Source organism: Streptomyces sp. NPDC005017 (genome assembly GCF_042873115.1).
In the GTDB taxonomy this organism is placed as follows: domain Bacteria; phylum Actinomycetota; class Actinomycetes; order Streptomycetales; family Streptomycetaceae; genus Streptomyces.
The window spans coordinates 1-25,126 of the sequence record NZ_JBIALD010000025.1 but is presented as its reverse complement, the minus strand read 5'-3'; the positions used below and the strand labels follow the sequence as shown (position 1 = coordinate 25,126).

Annotated in this window: 20 protein-coding genes; 6 read left to right on the top strand and 14 right to left on the bottom strand. The window is 73.0% G+C overall.

Translation table 11 applies throughout. The features are described from left to right. Positions 1–53: 53 nt before the first annotated feature. From ACFYR0_RS29820 to ACFYR0_RS29780, 9 genes are all read right to left on the bottom strand, one after another. Positions 54–1,463, bottom strand: coding sequence for a VWA domain-containing protein (locus ACFYR0_RS29820; protein ID WP_389334801.1), 1,410 nt, complete (start codon positions 1,461–1,463; stop codon positions 54–56). Positions 1,464–1,605: 142 nt separating this feature from the next. After that, positions 1,606–3,033, bottom strand: coding sequence for an NADH-quinone oxidoreductase subunit N (locus tag ACFYR0_RS29815; protein WP_389335046.1), 1,428 nt, complete (start codon positions 3,031–3,033; stop codon positions 1,606–1,608). A 5-nt stretch (positions 3,034–3,038) separates the two neighbouring features. Next, the gene (locus ACFYR0_RS29810) at positions 3,039–4,547 is read right to left on the bottom strand and encodes a NuoM family protein (RefSeq protein ID WP_389334798.1); all 1,509 of its coding nucleotides are present in this window, start codon (positions 4,545–4,547) and stop codon (positions 3,039–3,041) included. 5 nt (positions 4,548–4,552) lie between these two features. Further along, entirely contained in the window at positions 4,553–6,523 is a 1,971-nt protein-coding gene (locus ACFYR0_RS29805) for an NADH-quinone oxidoreductase subunit L (RefSeq protein WP_389334795.1), read from the bottom strand. Continuing rightward, complete coding sequence (gene nuoK, locus ACFYR0_RS29800) at positions 6,520–6,825, bottom strand: NADH-quinone oxidoreductase subunit NuoK (RefSeq protein WP_389334792.1); 306 nt, start codon at positions 6,823–6,825, stop codon at positions 6,520–6,522. Before nuoK ends, ACFYR0_RS29805 begins: the two co-directional genes overlap by 4 nt. After that, positions 6,822–7,328, bottom strand: a complete 507-nt coding sequence (locus ACFYR0_RS29795) for an NADH-quinone oxidoreductase subunit J (RefSeq protein WP_389335043.1) — start codon at positions 7,326–7,328, stop codon at positions 6,822–6,824. The genes nuoK and ACFYR0_RS29795 overlap by 4 nt, the downstream gene beginning before the upstream one ends. A gap of 73 nt (positions 7,329–7,401) precedes the next feature. After that, positions 7,402–8,346: an NADH-quinone oxidoreductase subunit H gene (locus ACFYR0_RS29790; RefSeq protein ID WP_389334789.1), complete on the bottom strand. Its 945-nt coding sequence runs from the start codon at positions 8,344–8,346 to the stop codon at positions 7,402–7,404. Then, positions 8,339–9,625: a hypothetical protein gene (locus tag ACFYR0_RS29785; protein ID WP_389334786.1), complete on the bottom strand. Its 1,287-nt coding sequence runs from the start codon at positions 9,623–9,625 to the stop codon at positions 8,339–8,341. Before ACFYR0_RS29785 ends, ACFYR0_RS29790 begins: the two co-directional genes overlap by 8 nt. Before the next feature lie 23 nt (positions 9,626–9,648). Beyond that, a complete protein-coding gene (locus ACFYR0_RS29780; protein ID WP_389334783.1) occupies positions 9,649–9,999 on the bottom strand; it encodes an NADH-quinone oxidoreductase subunit A in 351 nt (116 codons plus the stop codon). 427 nt (positions 10,000–10,426) lie between these two features. On the opposite strand from ACFYR0_RS29780, the gene ACFYR0_RS29775 reads away from it, so the two are divergent. Further along, positions 10,427–13,225 carry a BTAD domain-containing putative transcriptional regulator gene (locus ACFYR0_RS29775; RefSeq protein WP_389334780.1) on the top strand — a complete coding sequence of 933 codons (2,799 nt, stop codon included), beginning with the start codon at positions 10,427–10,429 and terminating at the stop codon, positions 13,223–13,225. A gap of 370 nt (positions 13,226–13,595) precedes the next feature. Here the strand turns inward: ACFYR0_RS29775 and ACFYR0_RS29770 are convergent, their stop codons facing one another. Beyond that, entirely contained in the window at positions 13,596–14,609 is a 1,014-nt protein-coding gene (locus ACFYR0_RS29770) for a hypothetical protein (RefSeq protein WP_389334777.1), read from the bottom strand. 246 nt (positions 14,610–14,855) lie between these two features. Here ACFYR0_RS29770 and ACFYR0_RS29765 point away from each other — a divergent pair, with 246 nt between their 5' ends. Both ACFYR0_RS29765 and ACFYR0_RS29760 read left to right on the top strand, forming a co-directional pair. Further along, positions 14,856–15,551, top strand: coding sequence for a 2-phosphosulfolactate phosphatase (locus ACFYR0_RS29765; RefSeq protein WP_389335040.1), 696 nt, complete (start codon positions 14,856–14,858; stop codon positions 15,549–15,551). A 90-nt stretch (positions 15,552–15,641) separates the two neighbouring features. Next, positions 15,642–16,283, top strand: a complete 642-nt coding sequence (locus ACFYR0_RS29760) for a dihydrofolate reductase family protein (protein WP_389334774.1) — start codon at positions 15,642–15,644, stop codon at positions 16,281–16,283. A gap of 465 nt (positions 16,284–16,748) precedes the next feature. Here ACFYR0_RS29760 and pgm read toward each other — a convergent pair whose 3' ends face one another. The 3 genes from pgm to ACFYR0_RS29745 all read right to left on the bottom strand — a co-directional run bounded on the left by pgm (position 16,749) and on the right by ACFYR0_RS29745 (position 19,229). Next, complete coding sequence (pgm, locus tag ACFYR0_RS29755; protein ID WP_389334771.1) at positions 16,749–18,389, bottom strand: phosphoglucomutase (alpha-D-glucose-1,6-bisphosphate-dependent); 1,641 nt, start codon at positions 18,387–18,389, stop codon at positions 16,749–16,751. A 320-nt stretch (positions 18,390–18,709) separates the two neighbouring features. Continuing rightward, entirely contained in the window at positions 18,710–18,928 is a 219-nt protein-coding gene (locus ACFYR0_RS29750; protein WP_389334768.1) for a hypothetical protein, read from the bottom strand. A 73-nt stretch (positions 18,929–19,001) separates the two neighbouring features. Further along, positions 19,002–19,229 carry a HEAT repeat domain-containing protein gene (locus ACFYR0_RS29745; RefSeq protein ID WP_389334765.1) on the bottom strand — a complete coding sequence of 76 codons (228 nt, stop codon included), beginning with the start codon at positions 19,227–19,229 and terminating at the stop codon, positions 19,002–19,004. A gap of 419 nt (positions 19,230–19,648) precedes the next feature. Here ACFYR0_RS29745 and ligA point away from each other — a divergent pair, with 419 nt between their 5' ends. From ligA to ACFYR0_RS29730, 3 genes are all read left to right on the top strand, one after another. After that, on the top strand, positions 19,649–21,694 hold the full coding sequence (gene ligA, locus ACFYR0_RS29740) for an NAD-dependent DNA ligase LigA (protein WP_389334762.1): 2,046 nt from the start codon (positions 19,649–19,651) through the stop codon (positions 21,692–21,694). A 235-nt stretch (positions 21,695–21,929) separates the two neighbouring features. Then, positions 21,930–23,129: an alpha/beta fold hydrolase gene (locus tag ACFYR0_RS29735; protein WP_389334759.1), complete on the top strand. Its 1,200-nt coding sequence runs from the start codon at positions 21,930–21,932 to the stop codon at positions 23,127–23,129. Positions 23,130–23,396: 267 nt separating this feature from the next. Beyond that, the gene (locus ACFYR0_RS29730; RefSeq protein WP_389334756.1) at positions 23,397–23,852 is read left to right on the top strand and encodes an SRPBCC family protein; all 456 of its coding nucleotides are present in this window, start codon (positions 23,397–23,399) and stop codon (positions 23,850–23,852) included. Between the two features lie 76 nt (positions 23,853–23,928). On the opposite strand, the gene ACFYR0_RS29725 is transcribed toward ACFYR0_RS29730, so the two are convergent. Then, complete coding sequence (locus tag ACFYR0_RS29725) at positions 23,929–24,720, bottom strand: DUF4239 domain-containing protein (RefSeq protein ID WP_389334753.1); 792 nt, start codon at positions 24,718–24,720, stop codon at positions 23,929–23,931. Positions 24,721–25,126: the final 406 nt, after the last annotated feature.

Here is a 25,126-nt window from a genome sequence, read left to right as displayed (position 1 = left end):
CGGGGCCGCGGCCGGACGGACGGTCGTGGTGGGGACCGTGGTGGGGACCCGGGTCAGAGGATTCCCGCCCGGCCGGCGGCGGTGATCCAGGACGGGAACTCGGACAGCAGCCGGTCGTAGAGCTCCTGGTCCGGGACGGTGCTGATGTCGTCCACCGCGAAGAAGCCCACGTTGTCGACGCGTCGGCCGGGCAGGGTGTCGAACCGTTCCAGGACGCCGTAGTTGGAGCGGCCGAGGCCGACGAACTGCCAGAAGATGGGCTCCTCGACCGCCTCGCGCAGTTCCCTCTCGATCGCCGCGTCGCGGTAGACGCCGCCGTCGGAGAAGAACAGCACGAGGGTGCCGACCGGTGCCGGGTTCTCCCGCACATACGCCCTGACCTCGGCGATCGCCTTCTGCTCCTCGTTCTGGATGCCGACCGCCCGCATGTCGACCTGCCCCGGCTCCATGCCCCTCCTGGGCTTCTTGCCGCGCCGGAACAGCCCGATCTCCCCCACCCGCACATGCAGTCGCAGCCACTCGGGGAGCTCGCCCAGCCGCAGGTCCGGCAGCCGGGCCGGGTTGCTGGCGAAGGTCCAGGCCTGCATCTCGCCGTCGTCGTCGAGCTGCGCCGCGACCGCCGCCATCCGCTCCACGACGTCCGTCACCACGCCGCCCGAGTACAGGAACGACATCGAGCCGGAGGCGTCCAGCACCAGGATCACCCGTGCGGTGACGCCGGTCGCGCCGTGCTTCCTGAGGCTGACCGCGACCTGTTCCTTGCGCAGGGACAGCCGTTTGCGCATGTCCACGGGGAGTTGCTCCTCGCCCTTGAACAGACGGGGGCCGGGCGCCGGAGCCGAGGGCGCCGCCGAAGCGGGCGGCGGCTGGACGGCTGCCGGGGGCTGGGTGACCGCGGCCGCCGGGGGCGGGGCGGCCGCGGCCGGAGGCTCCTCGTCGACGGTGATCCCGAAGTCGGTGGCCAGGCCCGCGAGTCCGGAGGCGTAGCCCTGGCCGACGGCGCGGAACTTCCAGCTCCCCTGGCGCCGGTAGAGCTCACCGCCGATGAACGCCGTCTCCGTGCCGGCCGTCATCTCGAACCGGGCGATCTCGGTCTGTCCCGCCGCGTCCAGGAGCCTCAGGGTGAGACCGGTGACCTGGCCGAAGGTGCCGCCGTCGGCCGAAGCGCACAGCATCACGCGCGCGATGCCGCCCTCCAGCGCGCCGAGGTTCACCTCGAGGGTGTCGGTCATGACCCCGCCGACGGCTCGTTTGCCGGTGTGGGTCACGGCGCCGGAGGTGTGCCGGGGCTGGTTGTAGAAGACGAAGTCGCCGTCGTCACGGACCCGTCCGGACTCGGTCAGCAGCAGGGCCGACGCGTCGACGTCCGGCCCGCCGCCGCGCTCGGACCAGCTGAGTTCGGCACGGACGACGGAGGGGGCCACCGGCAGGTTGGAGCCCTTGCTCATGGATCGCGCTGTCATGGGGCCCAGTCTGCCGAGTCGGCGGCGCGCGGGCACCCCTGGGGCGCGGTTTCCCCGGGGGCCGGACCGCCCGTGCGTCGCCCGACCGGCCAGGGCCTGGACACAGTGCGCGCACCCCCGCACGTGTGTCCAGGCGTGGCCGTCAGCGCGCCAGCGGTCCGCCCACCACGTCCAGTACGGCCCCGCCGAGCAGCCCGAGGACGACGGATCCGGCCGCCGCCCCGTACGCCACCACGGCGGCCGACCGGGACGTCGCACCCGGGCCCGCCACGCCCCCGGCGTCCGCGCGCGCCACGAACGCCGGCGCGATCCACCTCAGGTAGTAGAAGAGGGAGGCCACCGTGTTCACGGCCGCGACGACCACGAGCCAGGCGTAGCCGCCGTCGAAGGCCGCGCTGAAGACCTCCAGTTTGCCGAGGAACACGGCGGTCGGGGGCGTGCCCACCAGGCCCAGCAGGCAGACGACGAGAGCCGCCGGCAGGGCCGGGTGCGTCCGGGCCAGGCCGCGGTAGTCCTCGACGGTCCGGGCGCCGGGAAGCGCGCAGACGACGGCGAAGGCCCCGAGGTTGGTCAGCGCGTAGGCGGCCAGGTAGAACAGCAGCGCCTCCTGGTCGAGCCCGGCGCGCCCGGCGACGGCCACGGGGAGCAGCAGATAGCCGACCTGGCTGATCGTGGAGTACGCGAGCAGGCGTTTGACGTCCCGCTGGAAGAAGGCGGCCAGGTTGCCCAGGGTCATCGAGGCGACCGAGAGCACGGCCACCAGATCGCCCCACGGCAGACCGGCCCCGGAGAGCGGCACGGCGCCGAGCCGGTAGAAGGCCACGAGGGCGCCGATCTTGGGGACGGTGGTGAGGAAGGCGGCGACGGGCGCCGCGCTGCCCTGGACGGCGTCCGGTACCCAGAAGTGGCCCGGCACGGCTCCGGCCTTGAACAGGACACCGGCGAGCAGGGGGATCGCACCGGCGGCCACCAGCGCGGCCGGTGCCTCGGCGAGCGCGGTGCGCAGCGAGGGGTACGCCGTGGTGCGTCCGGCGGCGAGCAGGACGGTGACGCCGGTGAGCATCAGCACGCCGAGCAGCGCGCCGACGACGTAGTACTTGAGCGCCGCCTCGGTTCCGGGGGCGTCCTTGCGGAACCCGGTGAGCGCGTAGGCGGGGACGCTGGCCAGGAGGTAGCCGGCCGCGAGGAGGAGCAGGTCCTGGGCTCCGGCCATCATCAGCGCACCGGCGACGGCGAGTTGGAGGAGTACGTAGAACTCCGTCTCGCGCGGGTGGGCGCGTACGCGGGGCGCGGCCAGGGCGAGGACGAGGAGGGTGGCGCCGAGGATGACGATCCTGCCGGTGGCGGTGAGCGTGTCGAGGGCGAAGGACTCGCCGAAGGCCGTCTCGACGGGGCCGGCGGCCGTCGCGGCGGCGACGATTCCGGCGGTGCAGGCGACGCCCGCCAGGGCCCCGGTCAGCCATTGGCGGTGACGCGGCAGCCACGCGCCGAGCAGCAGGCCGAGCACGGCCGAGGCGGCGAGCAGGACTTCGGGCAGGAGGTCGGCGGGGTTCTCGTTCATCCCGGTCATCTCGTTCATCGCGCGAGCAGCTCCAGCAGGGTGCGCGAGGCGGGTTCGACGACGTCCAGGACGAACCGGGGAGCGAGGCCGAGGACGACGCCCAGGGCCAGGAGCGGGACGATCGCGAGGCCCTCGTGCGGGCGGATGTCCGGGAACGGCCGGTCGGTGCCCGGCGCGGCGAGCGGCAGCCGGAGCGGCCCGAGCAGCATCTGCTGGAGGGCGCGCAGGAACAGGCCCGCCGTGAGCAGGATCCCGAGCACGGCGAGTCCCGTGGCCACCGGACGCGGCCCCAGGCTCCCGGTGAGGATCTGGAACTCGGCGATGAACCCGGAGAACCCCGGCAGCCCCAGCGAGGCGAAGGCGGCCAGTCCGGTCAGCGCGGCGAAGACGGGGGCCCGTCCGGCGATGCCGGAGTAGGCGGACATCCGGTACGTCCGTCCGCGCTCGTACAGCACGCCGGACAGCAGGAACAGGGCGCCGGTCAGCAGCCCGTGACTGACCATCTGGAAGACGGAGCCGGTGACGGCGAGGTGGCGGGCCTCCTCCGGCCCGGTGCCGACGGCACCCGCCGCGCCGATCGCCAGGACGATGTAGCCCATGTGGTTGACGGAGGTGTACGCGATCATGCGCTTGAAGTCGGTCTGGGCGAGGGCGACCAGCGCGCCGTGGAGCACGGAGACGACGCCGACGACGACGAGGACGAGCGCGTACTCCCGCCAGGCGTCGGGCAGGACGGGCATGGCGATGCGCAGGAACCCGTAGGTGCCCATCTTCAGCAACACCCCGGCGAGGATCGCGGACCCCGCGGCCGGGGCTTCGGTGTGGGCGGGCGGCAGCCAGGTGTGGAAGGGCACCGTCGGTGTCTTGACCGCGAGTCCGACGGCGACGGCCAGCAGGACGAGGGCCCCGTACGTCGCGCGCCCGGCCAGGGGGTCGGCGGCCGTCAGCTCGACGATGTCGAAGGTGTGCGGGTCGGCGGCCAGGTAGAGGCCGATGAAGCCGAGCAGCAGGGCGAGGGAGCCGGTGAAGGTGTAGAGGAAGAACTTCAGCGCGGCCCGCGCGGCGCCGCGGTGTCCCCACCCGGCGATGACGAAGTACATCGCCACGATGGACAGGTCGAAGAACACGAAGAACAGGATCAGGTCGAGGGCGACGAACAGCCCGAGACAGGTGGTCTGGAGGAACAGGAACAGCGCGGCGAACTCCCTGGGCCGTCGCTTCTCGCGCCAGGCGTAGAGCGCGCAGGCGAGGAACAGCACGCAGGTGACGGCGACCAGCGGCAGGGACAGGCCGTCGACTCCGACGTGGTAGCTGATGCCCGCGCTCGGAATCCAGCGCGCCCGGGTCTCGTACTGCATCCCTCCGCCCTGCTGGTAGCCCGCCCAGACGATCACCGTCAGGATCAGGTCGGCGGCGGCGGTCGCCGTCCAGATCCACCGGAACAGGGCGGCGGGCGCGCCGCGCGGCACGCACAGCAGGAGGGCCGCGACGGCGGTGGGCAGCAGGACGATGGCCGTGAGCACGGCGGTCACCTCACGAGGACGAGGACGACGGCGAGCAGGGTGAAGGCGGCGACCGCCTGGGCGAGGTACTGGTGCAGTTGCCCGGTCTGCGGCCGGCGCGCCCAGCGCCCGAGCACCCTGGCACCTGCCGCCACGCCCTCCACGGCGCCGTCGACGAGCACCTCCACCCGGGCGTCGGTCCACCGCGCCAGCCGGACCGAGCCGCGGGCGGTGCCCTCGACGGCGCGGTCGAGGACCCGGTCGTCGAGGGCGGCGAGCAGACCGGCCAGGCGCAGCACCGGGCGGACCAGGAGCCGGTCCGCGACGGTTTCCAGGCGCAGCCAGCGCGCAGCCCACGCGTCGGCCCGGCCGGGCAGGGCGAGGAGCCGCGGACCGCGGACCCAGACCACGGCGCAGACGGTGACCGCGAGGGCGCCCGAGAGGACGAACTCCCATGGGAGCGGGGCGGCTTGCGGACCGACGCCGAGCACCCGGTCGACCGCGTCCCGTACCGGCGGGAAGGACGTGACCGTGAGGACGGCGCAGGCGACGGCGAGAGCGATCAGCGGCAGCCGCTCGGTGAACGGCGAGGGCCGGACGCGGCCGTGCGGGACGGGCCGGTCACGGTCGTACGGGGCGGGCCGGCCACGGTGGCGCGATTCCGGCCGGTCACCCTCGTGCGCGACAGGCCGGTCACCCTCGTGCGCGGCAGGCCGGTCACCGTCGTGCGCGGCGGGAGCGGGCCGCCAGACGAACCACAGGGCCTTGGCGCTGTAGGCGGCGGAGATCACCGCGGCGGCCAGCCCGACGGCGTACAGCGCCGTGCTGTCCTCCAGGGCTCCGGCGAGGAGCACGTCCTTGGCCGCCCAGAGCGCCAGGGGCGGGATCCCGGCGAGGGACAGGGCCGCGACGCCGAACGTGATCCCGGCCGTGCGGTACCGCCGGGCGGCGCCCCGCAGCGCCGGGAGTGCCCTGGTGCCGAGCGCCGTCAGCCAGACGCCCGCGACGAGGAAGGCGAGACTCTTCGCGGCGGCGTGCGCGATGAGCTGAAGGGTTCCGCCGGTGACCGCACCCGCCCCGGCGGCGAGCACCATGAAGCCGATCTGGGCGCAGGTCGACGCGGCGAGCAGTTGCTTGAGGTCGGTCTGCGCGACGGCGACCAGGCCGAGCGCCACCGCCGTCACCGCTCCCGTCCACGCCACCACGGGCCCGCCCCAGCCGGACCGCGCGAGCAGCGGCTCAAGGCGCAGCAGCAGATACGCCCCGGCCACGACCATGGTCGCCGAGTGCAGCAGGGCGGAGACCGGGCTCGGGCCCTGCATGGCCCTGGACAGCCAGAAGCTGAACGGGAGCTGGGCCGACTTGCCGAACGCGGCCGCGATGACCCCGGCGGTGACGACGTCCGCCCAGGCGCCGGTCAGGTCGGGGAGCGCGTCGAGGGCGAGGGACTCGGCGGATCCGCCGGCCAGGGCGGCTCCGGCGGCGAGGTAGAGGCCGAGGTCGGCGGCCCGGGTGGTGAGAAAGGACGTGTCGGCGGCGGCGCCGCGTTCGGGGTCGCGCCACCGGTAGCCGATCAGCGCCCAGGACGTGGCGCCCATGACCTCCCACGCCATCAGCAGCACGGTCAGGGTGGTCGCGGTCACCGTCGTCAGCATCGCCCCGGTGAACAGCAGCATCAGCCCGAAGAACCGGGCGCGCGGCTCGCCCGGTGCGATGTCCGCGACGCTGAAGAGGAGGACGGCCGAGCTCACCGCAGTGACGGTGACGGCCATGAGGCCCGACAGACCGTCGACCGCCAGTCCGGCGGGCAGCCCCTCCAGCAGCGGTGCCTCGGCCCGGGGGTGCTCGAAGGCGACCGCGACGGCGAGGCCCGTCGCGGTGACCGCGGTGCCCACCGCGATACCGGGCGCGTACCGGTCCGCCGGGCGGCCCACGGCCGCGAGCAGCGTGCCCACCGTCAGCGGCAGCGCGACGAGCGCCCACAGCAGCGCGCTCACTCCCTCAGCTCCGCCGCCATGTCGGTCATGTCGACCTCGCGCGCCCGGAACAGCGCGGTGACCACGGCGAACCCGAGGGCCATCTCCACCGCCATCACCGTGACGGCCAGGACCACCAGCACCTGCCCGTCGGCGGCGGCCGGGGCGATGTAGTGCCAGACGGCCGCCGCGCCGACGATGACGCCGCCCAGCATCAGTTCGAGCCCCATCATCAGCATCACGATCGACTGCTGTGTGAGCGCGCCGAACAGGCCGACGCTGAACAGCGCGGCGGCCAGCAGCAGGAACAGCTCCAGGGTCATCGGCCGATCCCTCCGCGGACCGGGTCGTCGGCTCTCCGCGCCTTCAGGTCGTCGCCGAACCGGTCGTAACGGCCCCGGCGGGTGGCCAGGACGACGCTCGCGACGATGGTGGCGAACAGGGCGAGCCCCAGGGTCATCATGGTGAGCATCTGAGGACCCATCAGCGACAGGCCGAGGTCCATGGCCGGGTCGGCCGAGGGTCTGCCGCGCCGCGGTGGCCAGGGGGCCAGAACGGTCCCCGCGGCGAGCAGGACGAACAGCGCCGCGCAGATCCAGGCCGCGCCCTTCTTGTTGTGGAGCATGGTCATCGGCATGAGCCCGGCCGGATTCATCATGTACATCACCATGAACACCGCCATGAGGGCCATCTCGATCGTCATCATCAGCACGATCACGACACCGAGGTAGTCCAGTCCGAGCAGCAGCACCTCTCCGCCCACGCACAGCAGCGAGGTCAGCAGCGCGAACGTGGCCCGCGCCATGGAGCCGAAACGGAACACCATGACCGCGCCGGCCACCGCCGGCAGGGCGAGCGCCCAGAAGATCACGCCGTCGGACACGGGTGGCACCTCGCTCTCACCGGTTGATCACGACCACGGCGACGAAGAGCGCCTGGAGCAGCGACAGCGGCACCAGCACCATCCACGCCACCTCCATGTACCGCTCCATGCGCGCCACCGGCAGCGCCCGCCGCCCGGCCACCAGCAGGGCCAGAACGGCGGCGGTCTTCAGCAGCGTCCACGCCCAGCCCGGCAGCAGCGGGCCGTGGCCGCCGCCCAGGAACAACGGCACACCGAACCCGGCGGTCACCACCAGCAGCAGCCACCGCCCGCCGAGGAGCACCAGCCGGTCCACGCCCGCCAGTTCGGCCGCCGCGCCACCGGCCGTGTCCCGCGCGAGGGGGTACGCGAACGGCCCCCAGAACGCCATCGCGAGCGCGCTCAGCAGATAGACGACGAACGCGGCGGGCATCCACACCACGAACCACACGCCGTCCTGCGCCGCGACCACCTCCCCGACCCGCAGGGACCCGGCTCCCAGCGCGGCCGTGGTGATCGCGAACATATGGGGGAGTTCGTACGCCAGCCCCTGCGCGAGGAAGCGGTACCCGCCGATCAGCGACAGCGCCGAGTTCGGCCCCCAGCCCGCCAGCCACACGGCCGCCCACGCCAGCGCCTCCATCGCGTTGAACCACACGATGCCGACGGACGGATCGCTCACCGCGCGAAACCCCCAGGGCAGCACCGCCCCCGCGAGCACCGCGGCCACCGGGACCAGCACCACGCCCAGCCTGCCGAGCAACCGGTCGGACACCGTCGTACGGCGGGGCTGCTGGACGAGCAGGCGCAGGGTTTCCCGCAACGGCTCCAGCGCCCGCAGCGCGGTCCCCCGCGTGCTCCCGGCGCGTCCGCGCTCGGCCGACGCCGTCAGCACCGCGTCGAATCCGGCCGTGACCAAGGCGGCGACGGAGAGTACGGCGGGTAGGGCGACGGCCGCCCACAGGGGCGCTGCGTCAGGCATGGGCCCCCTCGGTCAGCGGTGCGAGCGCGAGTTCGTCGAGGTCGGGGTCCAGGCTGGCCAGGATGATCCGCGCGCAGGCGAACTCGGAGCCGGTCAGCAGCCCGGGGAGCACGTCGAGCAGCGCCGCCGAGGGCAGTCGTGGTCCGTCGAGCCGCCCGCGCGGGCCGGTGCGGTCGTCGGGCGGCAGGGGCTGTGCGTCGTCGAGCCCTTCGAGGGCGGCCTCGATCTCGCTCAGCCACCTCAACAGCCGGTCGTGGGCGTCACCGTTCGCGGCGAGCGCCGGGCCGCTCACTCCGGCGGCGCGCGCCCGGCCGGCGGGCAGGTGTCCCAGTCCGGCGAGGGACCAGCGCAGCGGGCGGGACCGGCGGACCCGGTGGAGTGTCCGGTCCAGCTCGCCGCCCGCGCGCTCGCGCGACGCCCCCGACAGCAGTTCGTCGCGCAGCCGTCGGCATCGCGCCGCGGCATCGGCCCAGCCGGCTACGGCAAGGAGCCGCCCCGCGCTGTCGAGATGTGCGGCACAGCGTCGGCGCGCCGCGGCGTCCCTGGTGACCTCGTCGCCCCGCGCGGCCCGCAGCCAGGGCTCGTCCCAGAAGGGCAGCCGATCGCCGCCGGGCGGCAGGGGTACGTGGTCCACCTCGACGGCCTGCGCGACGTCTCCTTGCAGGGTGAGCCTGAGGATCAGCCCGGCCGGCCAGTCGGGCAGCGCGGGTCCGAGCGGGAGGTGCAGCTGATCGAGGGTCAGGGCGTCGCGGTCCTGAGCCCTTCCGGCCATCGGCAGACCGGCGATCTCGCCCATGGCGTGCATGTCGTGCGGGCGCTGCGCGTCGTGTGTGCCGTGCATGTCGTGTGTGCCATGCACGTCATGGGTGCCGTGTGTGTCGTCCGTGCCCTGCGAGCCATGCGGGCCGTGCGTGTCGTGTCCTGAGGGCTCCGGGTGGGCGTGGCCGTCGCCGTGTCCCGGAGGAGCCGTGTGCACGGCCCGGTCGTCGCGACCCGTCACCACCCTGTCGCTCAGCTCCCGGCGCGCCCTGCCGAGTGCGTGCGCCGACCCGCCGCTTTCCGTCACGGCGACACGGACGGCAGGCTCCGGCATCGACTGCTCGACGCCGTCCAGCCACCGTGAGTCCTCCGGCCCGGGGACGCCGCAGACGACCAGGAGATCCGCCGCGGCGGGAGTACCGGCCGACGGCCACCCCCGTCGGCGTACCTCGCTCTCCACCTCGAGCCGCAGTGCCGTGGCTCCGGGCAGGGTGACCGCCAGGACGGCCGGACGGCTCATGGCCGTACGCCGGGCAAGGCGCCTCAGGTCCACCGCAGAGCCCCCTCGCGCCAGGCGTACGCCACCGCGGCGAACAGGATCCCGAGGAAGAGGAACATCTCCACGACCGCCGGGGTGCCCACCTCCGCGACGACCTTGGCCCACGGGTACATGAAGAGCATCTCCATGTCGAAGGCCAGGAAGATCATGGTCACCGGGTACCAGCGCACATGGAATCGGGACACGGCGTGCTCGCCCGGCCGGAGGCCGCCGGAGAAGGGACCTGTCTCGAGCGGGGACCGCACGGCCGCCAGCCACCCGCGCAGCCCGTAGAGGGCGGCCAGACCGGCGCCGGCCACGCCGAGAAGCACCAGCATCGGCTGCCACGGGTCCATCCCGCCCGACCTCCGTTCTCGGCGTCCACCCGCTCATGGTGCGCGACCGGCGGGCCCCACCCCGGCAGGCAGGGCCAAATCGCCTGAAACTGCCGCATTCGGCCAGGGTGCCGGGGGCGGCTCCCCCGCCGGTCCGCAGGCGCGCCGGACCTCGTCCGCCTCGGTGAACGTGGCGCGGTCGCGTCGAGTAGCGCCGTCCGCGTCGCGCCGGACGTCCTCCGCGCCGCCCGACGGCGACCCGCGGGGCGTCGTTCCACCGTGCGCTGTATCTCACACGATGTGCCGACACGTACTGCACGAGCCCCGCGAATGGGAAGGTTGGCTACCGGATGCGAGGCCGCGACGACGCGGCGGCGGCCGCCGTGGGCTCGAACGGCGGCGCACAGGGTGGCATCCGACGGCGTGACAACGGAAGAGGGGGCACGGGGTGGAGTTCAGGCTGCTGGGGACGGTGTCCGTGCTGAAGGAGTCGGGCGAACTGCCGCTCGGCCCGGCCAAGCGGCGCAGTGTCCTCGCCGTGCTGCTGCTGCGGGCCAACTCCGCCGTCCCGGTGGGCCGTCTGATCGAGGCGGTGTGGGAGGAGCGGCCTCCCGCGCGTGCCCGTACGGTCGTCCAGGGCCATGTCTCGCGGCTGCGGGCCCTCTTCGACGAGCACGCGGCGGCGGAGTACGGCGTCGAACTGGCCACGCGTGGAACGGCGTACGAGCTGCGTCTGCCCGAGCCGCTGCTGGACGTGCACCGCTTCGAGGAACTGGTGCGCCGGGCCAGGGGCCACAAGCACCCGGCGGACGCCGTGCCGGTGTTCCGCGAGGCCCTGGGGCTGTGGCGCGGCCCCGCGCTGACGGGCACGGTGACGAGCGAGCCTCTCACAGCCGCCGCCGAGGCACTGGAGGAGACGCGGCTCGGTGTCGTCGAGAACCTCGCCGCCGCCTACGGACGGCTCGGTGACCATGTCGCGGCGGCGACGCTCCTGCGCGCGGAGTCCGTCGCGCATCCGTTGCGCGAGTCGCTGGTGGCGGCCCTGGTGCTGGCCCTGTACCGGGCGGGCCGTCAGTCGGACGCGATGGAGTGCTACCACCGGACGCGGGCGCAGCTCGCGGAGGAACTGGGCGTGGATCCGGGTCCGGCGCTGCGCGCGGCCTATCAGGCCCTGCTGCGCGGCACCGGCCCGAACGGGCAGACGCCCGAGGCGCAGGCCGTCGCGGCCTGCCGGCCCGACGCGCACGGGGGCGCGGTGGCGCTTCTGAACGACCCCGGCACCCCGCCCGGTGAGGGCGCGGAGGCGGTGCTCGCGGCGGAGGGGAGCGTGGCCGAGGAATCGGTGGCGTTCCCGGCGCCGGACCTCCTCCCCCGCACTCCGCGGGGTTTCGTCGGGCGGGCGCCGGAGCTCGCCGCGCTGGACGCCGCCGTCGCGTCGGCCAGGATCGCGGTGGTCACCGGTCCCGCCGGGGTCGGCAAGACCGCGCTCGCGCTGCACTGGGCGCACGAGCGCGCGGCGGCCTATCCGGACGGTGTGCTGTACGCCGACCTCCGCGGCTTCAGCCCGGACGAGGGGGTCGAACCGGGCGACGTGCTGCGCGAGTTCCTGGCCGCTCTCGGTGTGCCGCCCTGCCGCGTCCCGGAGTCGGTGACCGCGGCGGCCGCGCTGTACCGCTCGCTCACCGAGAAGCTCGCCCTGCTCGTGGTCCTGGACAACGTCCGTGGGGCCGACCGGGCCCGGCCGCTGCTGCCCGCCGGTTCCCGGAGCGCGACCGTGGTGACGTCCCGGCTCCGGCTGGGCGGTCTGGTCGTCACCGAACTCGCCCGTCCGGTCCCGGTCGACGTCCTCGGACCCGACGCGTCCACCGCCGTGCTCGCGGCGGCCGTGGGCCCCCGGGTCGACGCCGAGCCGTCCGCCGCCCGGCGGCTCGCCGCGCTCTGCGACGGTCTCCCGCTCGCGCTGCGGGTGACCGCCGCGCAGCTCGCCGCCCGGCCCGGCTGGCGCCTGGCCGACCTGGCCGTGGAGCTCGCCGACGAGCAGCGCAGACTGTCGCTGCTGTCGGTGGACGACTCCGGGGGCTCCGGTTCCCAGGGGGTCGCCGCCGCGCTGCATCTGACCGTCGAGGGCCTGCCGGAGGAGGCCGCCCGGCTGTTCCGGCAGCTGGGGGTGCTGCCCGGCCCGGACCTGGACCGCGCCGCGGCCGCCGCGCTGATGGACCGGATGCCCACGGTCGCCGCCGAGGCCCTGGACCGGCTCTGCGACGCCCATCTGCTCACCGAGTACGCGCCCGGCCGCCACACGCTGCACGACCTGGTCCGGCTCTACTCCCGCGGCCTCGACGCCGACGAGGACGCGCTGCTGAGGCTGCTGGACCACTACACGGTCACCGCCCTGGCCGCCACGCGCGCCGCCGAGCCGGACGACCGGGCGTGCTGCTCCCTGCCGTCGAACGCCCGTATGCCGCGCGCCGGGGCGCCGCTGTTCGCGGGCCGGGACGCCGCGCTGCTGTGGTACGCGGCCGAACGCGACAACCTCGCCGCCGCCGTCGCGGCGGCCCGTGCGGCGGGGCACCACGACCGTGCCTGGCGGCTGGGCATCCTGCAGTGGCCGTACATCCTGTGGAACGCGCACGACGGCTGGACGCCTCTCCTGGAGGACGCGGTCGACTCGGCCGCCCGCGCCGCCGACCCCGACGGCGAGTCCCGGGCCCGCGCGCTCGTCGGCTGGGTGCTCACCCAGGAGAACCGGCTCCAGGAGGCACTGGGGCATCTGCGGCTGGCGCCCGCGCTCGCCGCGCGGGCCGGGGACGTGTCCAGCGAGGCGACCGCGCTGGTCAATCTCACGGTCGCGCTGGACAGGTTCGGGGTGAGCGAGGAGTCCCTCGCACACACCGCCAGGGCCGTGGCGCTCGTGCGGGGCAGCGGGGACGTGATGACGGAGCTGCTGGCCCTGGAGCACCGCGCGCGCCAGCTGATCACCGTGGGCGACCCCGCGGGCGCGCTGGCCTGCGCGCGTGAGGGGCTCGCGCTGGACGGCGACACCGTCAACGGTCTCGTGGGCATCCGGCACAGCATGCTGACGGCCACCGCCGGTGCGGCGTTGATGAGTCTGGGGAAGACCACCGCGGGCATGGCCGCGCTCACCCGGGCCCGCCAGCTGGCCTCGGCCCACGGTTACAAGGAGGGCGTGCAGCGGGCGGAGGCCGCCTTCCGGCAGCTCGGCATCGCGACGGCAACGTGGCGTTAGCCGGGCGGTGGGCGGGCGGTAGGCGGACGGCGAAACGCCCGGTGAGTCTGTGACCGACCACGAGGACGTCCCTGGACAGCGGCCGACCAGCGCGACCAGGGCACGTCACCGGGGCGGGGGCGACGTGACGTACGGGGGTGCCCGGCCCCGGACGACCTGGCGCAGAAGGGAGACGGACGATCGTGCGCACAAGGCGGGTGGCGGTGACCGTCCACGCGAGCGATCCGCTCAGCCGGACCGGACTCATCAGCCATCTACAGCACCGTCGCGGAGATCGAGTTCCTCGGCAGGTCCCTGTCCTGACCGGCCAGGACAGGGGCAGGCCGCCGCGCCCGGTCGGTGCGGGGCGGCCCAGCCGCGGAACGCGTTCCTACACGTCGCCCTCGATGAGGAACTCCTCGTCCGCCACAGCCTCGACGTCCGTCATCTCCTCACCCATCATCGCGGCGCCGAACCCGCCCATGAGCTCGTCGATGTCCAGCTCGGTGGCTCCGGCCGGGGCCGTGGGCGTGCGGCCCTCGCTCAGCCGCAGCGCCAGGCCCAGCTTCTTCACCTTCGCGTTCTCGGCCAGCCCGGCCAGGTCGATGTAGACCTCGGTCAACTCGCCGTTCCTCAGGGTGAAGTCGGCCGACACCTTGGTGTTCGGGGCGTCCTTCATGTCCTTGTCCGTGGGCAGTTCCACGCCCGGCGGGAGCTTCTTGGCGAGGGGACGGATCTCGCCGAGGAACTCGGTGATCAGCGTACGGAACGGAGCGGTGGCGGTGATGTGCTCGGAGCCGTCCTTGTCGCCCGCGGTCTTGAAGTCGACCTCGCGGGCGATGGTCCCGCGCAGCGCGTCCAGCAGCCGCTTCTGGGTCCGCGCGTCGAGGGTGGGCTCCGGCTCGGGCTTCGTGCCGGGCTCCGCTCCCATCTCCGCGGCGGTCTCCTCCATCTCCTTGGCGTCGATCTTCACCCACTCGCCCTCGAGCGCCTTCTTGAGCGCGCCGGCCTCCGGGGGCAGGTCCTTCGCCGACGGCACGGGGGCGCCCAGCATCTCGCCGACGGCGTTCAGGTCGGAGCGGATGTAGAGGTAGTCGCCGATGACGCGGTACTCGGTGAGGTAGCCGTCCTCGGTGCCGACCTTCATCTCCATGCCGACGTAGTCCTTCTCCCCGGACTCCGCGATCGGCTTCCTCGACTGCACGGTGACGCTGATCCTCAGACCGCTGAGCAGGTCGGCGGCCTCGTCGGGTATCTCCTCACCGGGCTGCGGGTCCGACGAGGCGTCCAGTGCCTTCAGACTCCGGGCGTCCGTGTCGAGGTCGAGCTCGAAGGAGATCGTCTTCTCCTTGCCGAGCTTCTCGAAGGCCTCGTCGAGCTTCTTGCCCGCGGAGAGCTGCTCCACGGTGCCGCAGGCGGCCGAACCCGCCAGAACGGCGCCGACTACTGCCGTGGCGGTCAGGGTCTTACGTATGGCGGTGATGATGGTCTCCTCGTCAGTGCGACCACGACGTGGTCACCGGCAAGACCCGGGACACCGCCGAATGGTTGTACCCGGCACGGGAAGTGGGTGAGATGTGTTCCGGTACCGTCGGCGTGAGGCGCGTCACTGCCCGGATGCCTCGGGCCCGGCATGCGCGACGATGACCGGATGGACGCCCGTTTCGCCGGCATCGCCGAGCTGGCCGAAGCCCCTTCCGTGGCGGTCGTGGTCGACGTCATGCGCGCTTTCACCGTGGCCGCCCACGCCTTCGCCCAAGGGGCGCGGAAGATCGTTCTCGCCGAATCGCTCGACGACGCCTTGGTGTTGAAGGGCCGTCACCCGGACTGGGTCGCACTCAAGGACGGTCCCCCGGCGCCCGGGTTCGACGCCGTCAACTCACCGGCCCTGCTGTGCTCCGCCGACCTCGCCGGACGGACCGTCGTGCAGAAGACCACGGCGGGCACGGTCGGCGCCCTCGCGGTCAAGGAGGCGTCGCTGGTGCTGTGCGCGAGCTTCGTGGTGGCGGAGGCGACGGCACGGCTGCTGCGGGCACGCGGGTGCGACGCCGTCACGTTCGTGGTCACCGGTGAGGGCGGGCGGGCCGAGGAGGACCTGTCGTGCGCCCAGTACATCGCCCGGCGGGCGACCGGGGCCGCGGCCGACGCGAGCGGGTTCCTGCGCCGCGCCGCCGGCTCACGCGCCGCCGCCGAACTGGCACAGGGTGTGCGCGAGGGCTCCCATCCCGACGACGTCGCCCTGTGTCTGGAACTCGACCGGTTCCCCTTCGCCATGGTGGCGGCCTGGGAGGACGCGCTCATGGTCCTCCGCCCCTGCACGGTGCCCCCGGACGGGGAGGCGATCTGACCGCCGGCGGACGGCTCCGGCGCGGCGATGAGTCCGCGGGCGCCCACCGGTCTATCTCTTGAGGAGACCACCACTCACCGGGAGAAGACCATGGGCCTCATCCACATCGAGCTGTTCGCGACCCTGGACCTCGTCGGGCAGGCGCCCGGCGGCCCCGAGGAGGATCCCGAGGGGTTCCCGTTCGGCGGCTGGCAGGCACCCCTGCTCGACGAGGTCGCCGGCGCGCAGGTCGGTGCCGCGTACGAAGGCACGGACGCCCTCCTGCTCGGCCGCCGCACATACGACATCTTCGCCGCCTACTGGCCCCGTCAAGAAGGCGGTGAGGACGGCGAGTTCGCCCGGCTGTTCAACAGCATCCCGAAGTACGTGGCCTCACGGGGCAGGCCCGACCTCTCGTGGGCCGGGTCCACCCAGCTCGGCCCGGACCTGGCCGGCGCGGTGCGCGAGATCCGCGACCGGCACGAGCACATCAAGGTCGTCGGCAGCCTGAACCTCGTGCAGACCCTGCTGCGCGAGAGGCTGTACGACCGTCTCGACCTCTGGCTCCACCCGATCGTGCTCGGCGTCGGCAAGAAGGTGTTCGACGGCGGCGCGGTGCCCACCAACGTCACGCTCCTCGCACCCCCGGCTGCCAGCCCGAACGGCACCGTGTACCTGCGCTACGGACTCGCCGAGGGCACCCCCGCCACGGGGGACATGAGCGCACCCGACCGCGGTGTCCCGAACGACTGAAGCGACTGCGCGGTACGGCGCTCATACCCGTGGCCGCAGCGCGGCGACGCTCTCGGCGAGGGTCCGGCGGCACCTGGCGAGATGCTCGGCGCCGTAGCCGCGGGGACCGCACTCGACGACGACCAGCAGGCCGTGTCATACCGCTTGGCATCGGCGGCAGAGGTTGCGGTAGCGGGTGCGGCGGAGGCCGGTGACGCGGAGAGCACGCACCGGAGGTTCACCGTCGGCGCCAGGCCGATGCCGGCGAGTGCGGCCGGCTCGATCAGGGCCTGCTCTCCCGAGGCCGGATCCACGACGAGGACCCGGCCCCGGGCGACTCTGCCCGGCTTCAGCCCGCCCAGGGCCGCGGCTGCGGAGTCGCTGTCGCCCAGGGCGGGCTCGGACGGCACGGTGTTGCGGTTCATGCGGGCAGTGTGCCGGAACTGCCGATCGGGGCAGGCCAACCAGTCAGGTTCCGTTCCGGGCTCAGGCGTCCAGCGCCGCGAGCACCACGGACTTGGCCTCCTCCTGCACCCGGTGCAGATGGTCCTCCCCGTGGAAGGACTCCGCGTAGATCTTGTAGACGTCCTCCGTGCCTGAAGGACGGGCGGCGAACCACGCGTTGGCGGTGGTGACCTTGATGCCGCCGAGGGCCGCGCCGTTGCCGGGAGCCTCCGTCAGCACCGCGGTGACCGCCTCGCCGGCGAGGGTGTCGGCGGTCACCTGGCGCGGGGACAGCTTGGCGAGCAGGGCCTTCTCCTCGCGGGAGGCGGGCGCGTCGACCCGGGCGTAGGCGGGGGCGCCGAAGCGGTCGGTGAGCTGCGCGTAGTGCTCCGAGGGCGACTTGCCGGTGACGGCCGTGATCTCGGAGGCGAGCAGGGCCAGCAGGATGCCGTCCTTGTCGGTGGTCCACACCGACCCGTCGCGGCGCAGGAAGGAGGCGCCCGCGGACTCCTCGCCGCCGAAGCCGAGCGTTCCGTCGGAGAGGCCGTCCACGAACCACTTGAATCCGACGGGGACTTCGACCAGTTGGCGGCCGACGTCCGCCGCCACCCGGTCGATCATGCCGGACGACACCAGCGTCTTGCCGATCCCGGCACTCGAGGGCCACTGCTCCCGGTGGGAGAACAGATACGAAATGGCCACGGCCAGATAGTGGTTGGGGTTCATCAGGCCCCCGTCGGGAGTGACGATCCCGTGCCGGTCCGCGTCGGCGTCGTTGCCGGTGGAGATGTCGAACCGGTCGCGCCGCTCGATGAGCGAGGCCATGGCGTACGGGGAGGAGCAGTCCATGCGGATCTTGCCGTCCCAGTCCAGCGTCATGAAGCGCCAGGTGGGGTCGGTGAGCGGGTTGACCACCGTCAGGTCGAGCCCGTGCTGTTCGGCGATACGGCCCCAGTAGGCGACGGAGGCACCGCCGAGCGGGTCGGCGCCGATGCGCACGCCCGCGGCGCGGACGGCGTCCAGGTCCAGCACTTGGGGCAGGTCGGCCACGTAGGCGCCGAGGAAGTCGTGGCGGCCGGTGCCGGGCGCGGCCAGGGCACGGCTGTAGGGGATGCGCCGTACGTCCTTGAGACCGCCGGTGATGATCTCGTTCGCCCGGTCCTGGATCCATGAGGTCGCCTCGGATCCGGCGGGGCCGCCGCTGGGCGGGTTGTACTTGAAGCCGCCGTCGGCGGGCGGGTTGTGCGAGGGAGTGACCACCACGCCGTCGGCGAGACCGGAGGCGCGGCCGCGGTTGTACGTGAGGATGGCGTGCGACACGGCGGGGGTGGGTGTGTAGCCGTCGGTCTGGTCGATGAGCACGGTCACGTCGTTGGCGGCGAAGACCTCCAGCGCCGTGATCCGCGCGGGCTCGGAGAGGGCGTGGGTGTCGGCGCCGAGGAAGAGCGGGCCGTCGGTGCCCTGGGCGGTGCGGTACTCGCAGATGGCCTGGCTGGTGGCGGCGATGTGGTCCTCGTTGAAAGCCGCCGCGAGGGACGAGCCGCGGTGCCCGGAGGTACCGAACGCCACCCGCTGCCCGGCCTCGGCCGGGTCGGGGTGCAGCGCGTAGTACGCCGTGACCAGGCGGGCCACGTCGACAAGATCCCCGGGCCCGGCGACCTGCCCCGCTCGCGTGTCCTTCATGTCCCCGCTCCTCCGCAAAGGTTGACCGTCGTGGGTACGGGCCTCATTGTCCCCTGCCCGGCACGCCTGCGGCGTTGCCGAACCGGTGTGCGGGGTTGTGTTCCCGTACCTGTCTCCCCGAGCTCACCGGCTCGTCCATGATCTGGCCGGAGCCGGGGCGGAACGGGCGGCCGGGCCGGAACTGGCCTGCCGTCTCCCCCGGTATGTCCGAGACGCGGTGCGTACGGGCCCGGGGATCAACGGCTTCGCTCAGGCCGTGCGGAAGTAGTGCCCCTCGTCGAGGTCGTCGAGAAGGCCCGCCCGGGTCGGCGTCCAGCCCGTCAGCTCGCGGGAGAGCGCGCTGGAGGCGGGCTGGTCGGCGGCGAGGACGGGGCCGGCCGGCCGAAGTGCGCGCCTGCCTCCTCGGGCGCGACGGCGGCCGCCGGAAGACGCGGACGGCGGCCGATGACCTCGGCGATGTCCCGCAGGGTCACGCCTTCGTCGGCGACGGCGTGCAGCGTGGCCCCCGCCACGGCGTTCTCCAGCGCGATGCGGAACATGCGGGCGGAGTCCAGGCGGTGCACGGCGGGCCAGCGGCTGGTGCCGTCGCCGTAGTACCCGGCTACGCCCTTCTCACGCGCGGTGGCGACCAGGTAGACGATGAAGGCGGATCCTGGGCAGAGCGACCTCCGGCGGGAGGCGCGTCAACCTCCAGGCCGGCATGCCCCGCACGAAGAAGTCCGGCTCGACCGCGCACCTCTCGACGAGCGCCTCCAGGAAGCCGGGGTCGGGGTGCGAGCCGACCGCCAGGGCGGCCTGGAGCCGGACCGCCGAGTCCTCGGCGCCCAGGGCATCGGCCACGCGGGTGGACAGCGGGGTTCCGTCTGTCGTGTTGATGGGACCACCGCCTGCACCCAGGACACACGTTGTCAACGTGTCAAGGCCAAGCCTTTGACCGGCGAACCCATGGCGGCTACGGGGGCTGCGGGGCGTATGCCCAGCGTCGACGTCCTTGCCGGTATCACCGTGCCGATCATGAGGCTGGCCCGCCGCCACGGGGGAGAGCGACGGGCCAGACTCCAACCATGACACAGTCCGCGCCTTTTCATGCCGCTTTGCGCATTCCGCGTCCGGCTCGGCGTCGCCGGCCCTCTTTCCCGCCGCCGCGCCTCCGCCTTCCGACCCTGTCCGTCCGCCCGGCCGCCACAGCAGCACGCCCCCTGCCCCAGAAGCGGAACGTGCGGATCCCGTTTGTCGGACCCCTGCGCGATGATCACCACATGACGACTTCCGCACCTGCCGTTCCCCTGTCCGACCGTGCCGCCTACGACGACGCGGTCGAGCAGGCCCTCGCCGCGAGCGCGGCGTACTACGGGGACGGGGACACCACCCTCGACGACGCCTCCTACGACGCCCTGGCCCGCGGCATAGCCGCCTACGAGCAGGCGTGTCCCGGCCATGTCCGGACCGACTCCCCCATCGGGAAGGTCGGCGGCGGGGTGGCTCCCGTGGGCGAGGTGGCGCACACCGTGGCCATGCTCTCCCTCGACAACGTCTTCGACGCCGAGGGCCTGGTGAAGTGGGACGCGTCCCTGGCCCGCCGGATCGACCACCCCGTGGCGGGCGGGTACGCGGTGGAGCCGAAGCTGGACGGGGCCGCGATGGCGGCACGCTACCGGGACGGACGCCTGGTGCAGCTCGTCGGACGCGGAAACGGCACGCACGGCGAGGACCTGAGCCACGCGATCGGCTCGATCGCCGGTCTCCCCACCCAGGTGCCCGGCGGCGCCACCGTGGAGATACGCGGTGAAGTCCTGCTGACCCGGGCCCAGTTCGAGAAGGCGAACGAGATCCGCGCCGCGCACAACGCGAAGGTCTTCTCCAACCCGCGCAACGGCACGGCCGGAACCCTGCGGGCCAAGGACCGGCCGTACACCATCGAGACCACGTTCTTCGCCTACGGGGCCGTGGACCTGGACGGCACCGGCTTCCTCACCGGCACCGGCCACGAAGCCGTCATGGACCAGGTCGCCGCGCTGGGCGTGCAGACCACCTCCGCCACCGACATCGGACTGCGCGTGTACGCCACGCTGGCCGAGGCACAGGCCCGCGTCGAGGAGATCCAGCGACTGCGTCCCGAGCTGCCGTTCGGGATCGACGGGGTCGTCGTCAAGGCGAACGAGCACGCCGAGCAGCAGGCCGCCGGCTCCGGTACGCGGCACCCGCACTGGGCCGTCGCCTACAAGCTGCCCCCCGTGGAGGCGCAGACCAGGCTGCTCGCCGTCGAGTGGAACGTGGGCCGCACCGGGCACATCGCACCACGCGCCGTGCTGGAGCCGGTGGAGGTCGACGGCAGCACCGTCACCTACGCGACGCTGCACAATCCGGCGTTCATCCGCAACACCGGTCTGAAGGTGGGCGACACGGTCCTGCTCTACAAGGCGGGCGACATCATCCCGCGCGTGGAGGCACCCGTCGTGGCACTGCGCACGGGCGAGGAGACCGACATCGCCCTGCCCGAGGCGTGCCCGGGATGCGGCGGGGACATCGACAAGTCCGGCGAGCGGTGGGAGTGCGCGGGCGGGGCGAGCGGCGGCTGCGGCAGGCTGCCCTCCCTGAAGTACGCGGTGGGCCGCGACCAGCTCGACATCGACGGCCTGGGCGTGACCTATCTGGAGGCTCTCGTCGAGGCCGGTCTGGTCGACGACGTCGCCGATCTGTTCTTCCTCACCCGGCAGCAGCTAGCCGGGGCCACCGGAAGCGACAAGCGCGCCGACTCACTGCTGCTGCAGCTCGCCAAGGCCAAGGAGCAGCCGCTGAACAGGGTGTTCTGCGCGCTGGGCGTGGTGCGGACCGGCCGGACGCTCTCCCGGGAGATCGCCCGCCACTTCGGCACGATGGACGCGGTGCGGGCGGCCACACCGGACGAGCTGGCGCAGGTCAACAAGCTTCCGGCGGCCAACGCCCCGAAGATCGCGGCCCACATCGCCGCGCTGGGCCCGGTCATCGACAAGCTGGTCGAGGCGGGGGTGAACATGACCGAGCCGACGGCCGCCGGCCCGGACCGGGGAAGCCTGCCGCTGTCGGGCGAGGCCGTCGTCGTCACGGGCGGCATGCACGGGCCGCTCGCCGGGCGCAACCGCAACGAGATGAACGAGCTCATCGAGCGCGCGGGCGGCACGGCCTCCAGCGGCGTGTCGAAGAGGACGACCATCCTCGTCGCGGGCGAGGGCGCCGGGTCCAAGCTGGCCAAGGCCGAGCAGCTCGGCACGAGAGTGCTCACCGAGGACGAGTTCGCGGCCCTGCTCGGCGACCACCTGGCGTGAACCGGCACCGCGTCCACGCGCTCGGCGCCGGACCCGCCCGGGCCGCCGCCGAGCCGCGCGGCGGCAGCGGGTGGGCCTCGCCCGTTCCGATGACGACGGAATGACGCCGGGCTGACACCGGCTCCGTACCTTCGAAACGCGATGGCCGGGGCGGCCACGGCCGGTCCAGAGGGCCCTGACCAGCGCCTGCACGCCCTGCCCCAGCGAGCGGCCATCGGAGGCGACCATGCCGCACATGACTCCCGTCGACCACAAGGTCAAGCACCGATCCACGATCCCGGTGAACCACGGCAAAGAGATCGATCTCTTCGTTCGGCAGTACAAGCGCGCCGGATCCGGCGGCACCCCCAAGCCGGTCCTCATGCTCCACGGCAGAAGCGTCCCGGCCCTCCCCGGCTTCGACCTGGTGCTCCCGGCCTCCGGCGGCTCGCCGCACCCGGACACCAGCCACAGCTGGGCGCAGGCCCTCGCGGGCAAGGGCTACGACGTGTTCGTCATGGATCTCCAGGGGTCCGGGCGCTCCCACCGCCCGCTGGAGATGAACGACCCTTGCAACGCCAACCCGGCGCAGCGGGACCTCCTGAAGACCAATCCCGGTACGGGCGCCTGCTACCCGACGGCGAACTACCCGTACCAGCTGGGGAACTCCAAGAGCGAGGGGGACGAGCTGAGCACCGTCGTCGCGTTCGTCCGAGGCCTGTGCAACAACGAGAAGGTCGCGTTCGTCGGCTGGTCCGCGGCCGCGTTCGTGATGGGCCCCTATGTGCTCCAGCACCCCGGGGACGTGTCGAGCCTGTTCCTGCTCGCCCCCATGTTCCCGCCGAAGGGCCGCTGGTCGACGAACCCCGACAAGCCCTTCGACGCGCCTCCCAACACGCCGCTTCCCACGCAGCCCGAGTCCAAGCCGGCCGCGGTGTTCGGCTTCCCGATGAACCTGACCAGCAAGGCGGGGGTCAGGGCCGCCGTCAGCGACGAGACCCTGGCCGAGCATCTGTGGCAGGCCGTCATGGCCGGCGACAGCGTCGGCGAGAAGTGGGGCGGGACGGACCCGGCGGCACCCGAGGGCGTGATGCGGTGGCGTAACACCTACTGGTGGGGCTGGAACGACAGCACCGCGAAGCTCGGCTCCACACTCGGCGGCGAGGTGCCGGTGTGCATCGTCTACGGGGACCTGGACAGAACGGCCAACACGCCGGAGGTGCTGGGGCCGGTGCTCCACTTCTCCGTCCCGAAGCTCTACGCGACGATCCTGGGCGACGACAAGCTGATGTTCCGTGTAGAGGGCTGGGACCACAACCCCGTCTGGGAGCGCAAGCCCGCCAAGACCCTGCACCACATGTCCTGGCAGTGGCTCGAAGGCAAGAAGGTGTACGGAGTCGACAGGGGCAGCTGGCTCATGGACGCGGACAACGTGCTGACGGAGGTGGTGGCGTAGGGCCCCGCGCCGGGGCTGGCACGCGCCCGGCCCGGGCAGCGCCCCCGCACCGACCCCGCCCGCGCCGATCGCACTGCGGGTGCTGATGTCCCGTGCCAAGGCTACTGTCGAGAAGGCGTTCCGCGCCCGGCGCGGGCCGCGGACACCGGTCACGAGAACGAAGGCCGCGGACACCGGTCGCAAGGACGAAGGCGCCGCGGACACCGGTCGCAAGGACGAAGGCGCCGCGGACACCGGTCGCGAGGGCGAAGAAGGAGCGTGGTCGGCGTGGCCCGGAACCGTCGGTTGATCCTGAGTCCGCCGTCGAGAGTCTGGGGCCTGCTGTCCGACGGTCACCGCTACGGGGAGTGGGTGTCGGGCACCCAGCAGGTCATCGCCGCGGATCCGCAGTGGCCGGAGGTGGGCGCCCGCCTGCGGGTCCGGGTCGGACTCGGCCCCCTCACCCTCGACGACAGCTGTGTGGTGCGCATCTGTGAACCGCAGCGCCGTCTGGAGCTGGAGGCGAAGGCCGAGCCCTTCGGCGCGGCCCGGATCGCGATGAACCTGATCCCGTGGGGCGAGAACACCCTGTTCGTGCTCGAATGGCACCCCCTGCGCGGCCCCGGCACCCGGATGCACGGACTCCCCGTGGACTACGTCGTGTCCATCCGCAACGGCATGATGCTGACGAAACTGGCCCGGATCGCGGTGCGCGAGCAGCAGTCCGGCTCCCGGCCCGTATGAGGCGCGCCTTCGCTCCGCGAACGAGCCGGGAGCCCCGTGCGGGCCGTCGCGGCCCCGAGCTGTCACCGCGCGGCGGTCATGGAACCCAGTACCGGGCGAGCGCGCCCTGCCGGTAGGGCGTCGGGCTGACACTGAGGTCACCGGCGAAGGGCCGGTCGAGGACGAAGACCAGCAGCAGACTGAAGCCGATGAGCGCGGCGACGGAGGCGACGAAGAGCAGCTGGATCCTCAGCCGGCGCATGCCGTAGAGGAACGTGAGCGGGATGAGGACGAGGGCTCCGCCGAAGGCCAGGATCTGGAGCAGCGGCGGGAGTTCCTGCTCGGCCATGGTCAGCCGGGCCCGGCGCTGGCCGGCGACGTCGTTGAGGCGGGCGACGGCCTCTTCGTAGAAGACCTGTTCGCGCGTGGTCCTCGGCTCGTACGACTGAAGCGCGTCGAAGGCGGCCTCCAGCTTGTCGGCGGTGGCCCCGTAGGCGGGCCGGCCCGCACGCATCCGCGGCCACTGGTCCTCCACGACGGCGTGCACATAGCCGCTGAGCGCGCTGTCGACGCGGGCCCGGACAGGGGGCGGGAAGGCGGCGGCGTCACGGGTGATGAGCGCGATGTCGGTGGCCTCGGTCGCGACGATGGTCTGCGTGCTGTCCAGCTGCGTCCAGAGCGTGACGATGACGAACGCGAGGATGATGCCGTAGATCGCGCCGAACATCCCCAGCGTCACCCCGACCATGTCGTTGTGCTCGCCCTCGGCCAGTGACGGGTATCTGCGGCGGAGCAGCACGCTGCCGGCGACGGCCAGGACGACGGTCCCGCCGACGGTGATGACGGCCAGGGTGAAGGTGCTGAACTGATTGAGCAGCCAGAGCGACATGTGCGGGGAGCCTAGGGGCTGGACGGAGGCCCTCGAGCGCCCCGGGAGCGAGCGGGCGCGGTGATCACTGGCCCCGGGTCCCCGCAGGTTCACACCATCGGGTGACGGGCCGGGTCTCGCGCGGCCAGGGCGCTTCTGATGGATCTCCGTGGGAGAAGGAGCGGCGTCCGGTGCGTGCGATCGGCGTGCGGTGCGGAGGGTCGTGTGGCGGAGCCACCTGCCCCTTGGCGCCGTGCGGCTGGAGGCACCTCCCACGCCCTTGAGACAGTGCGGGAGGGCGTGCCGGGCGTCGCGACGCCGCGGAGATCCACCAGAAGGGCCCTAGGGACTGTGTGATGTCGTGATCAATCTTGCCGATCCGGGTCTCCTGGTAACGGGGATTGGGTAGGAAGGCGATCGTGACGCG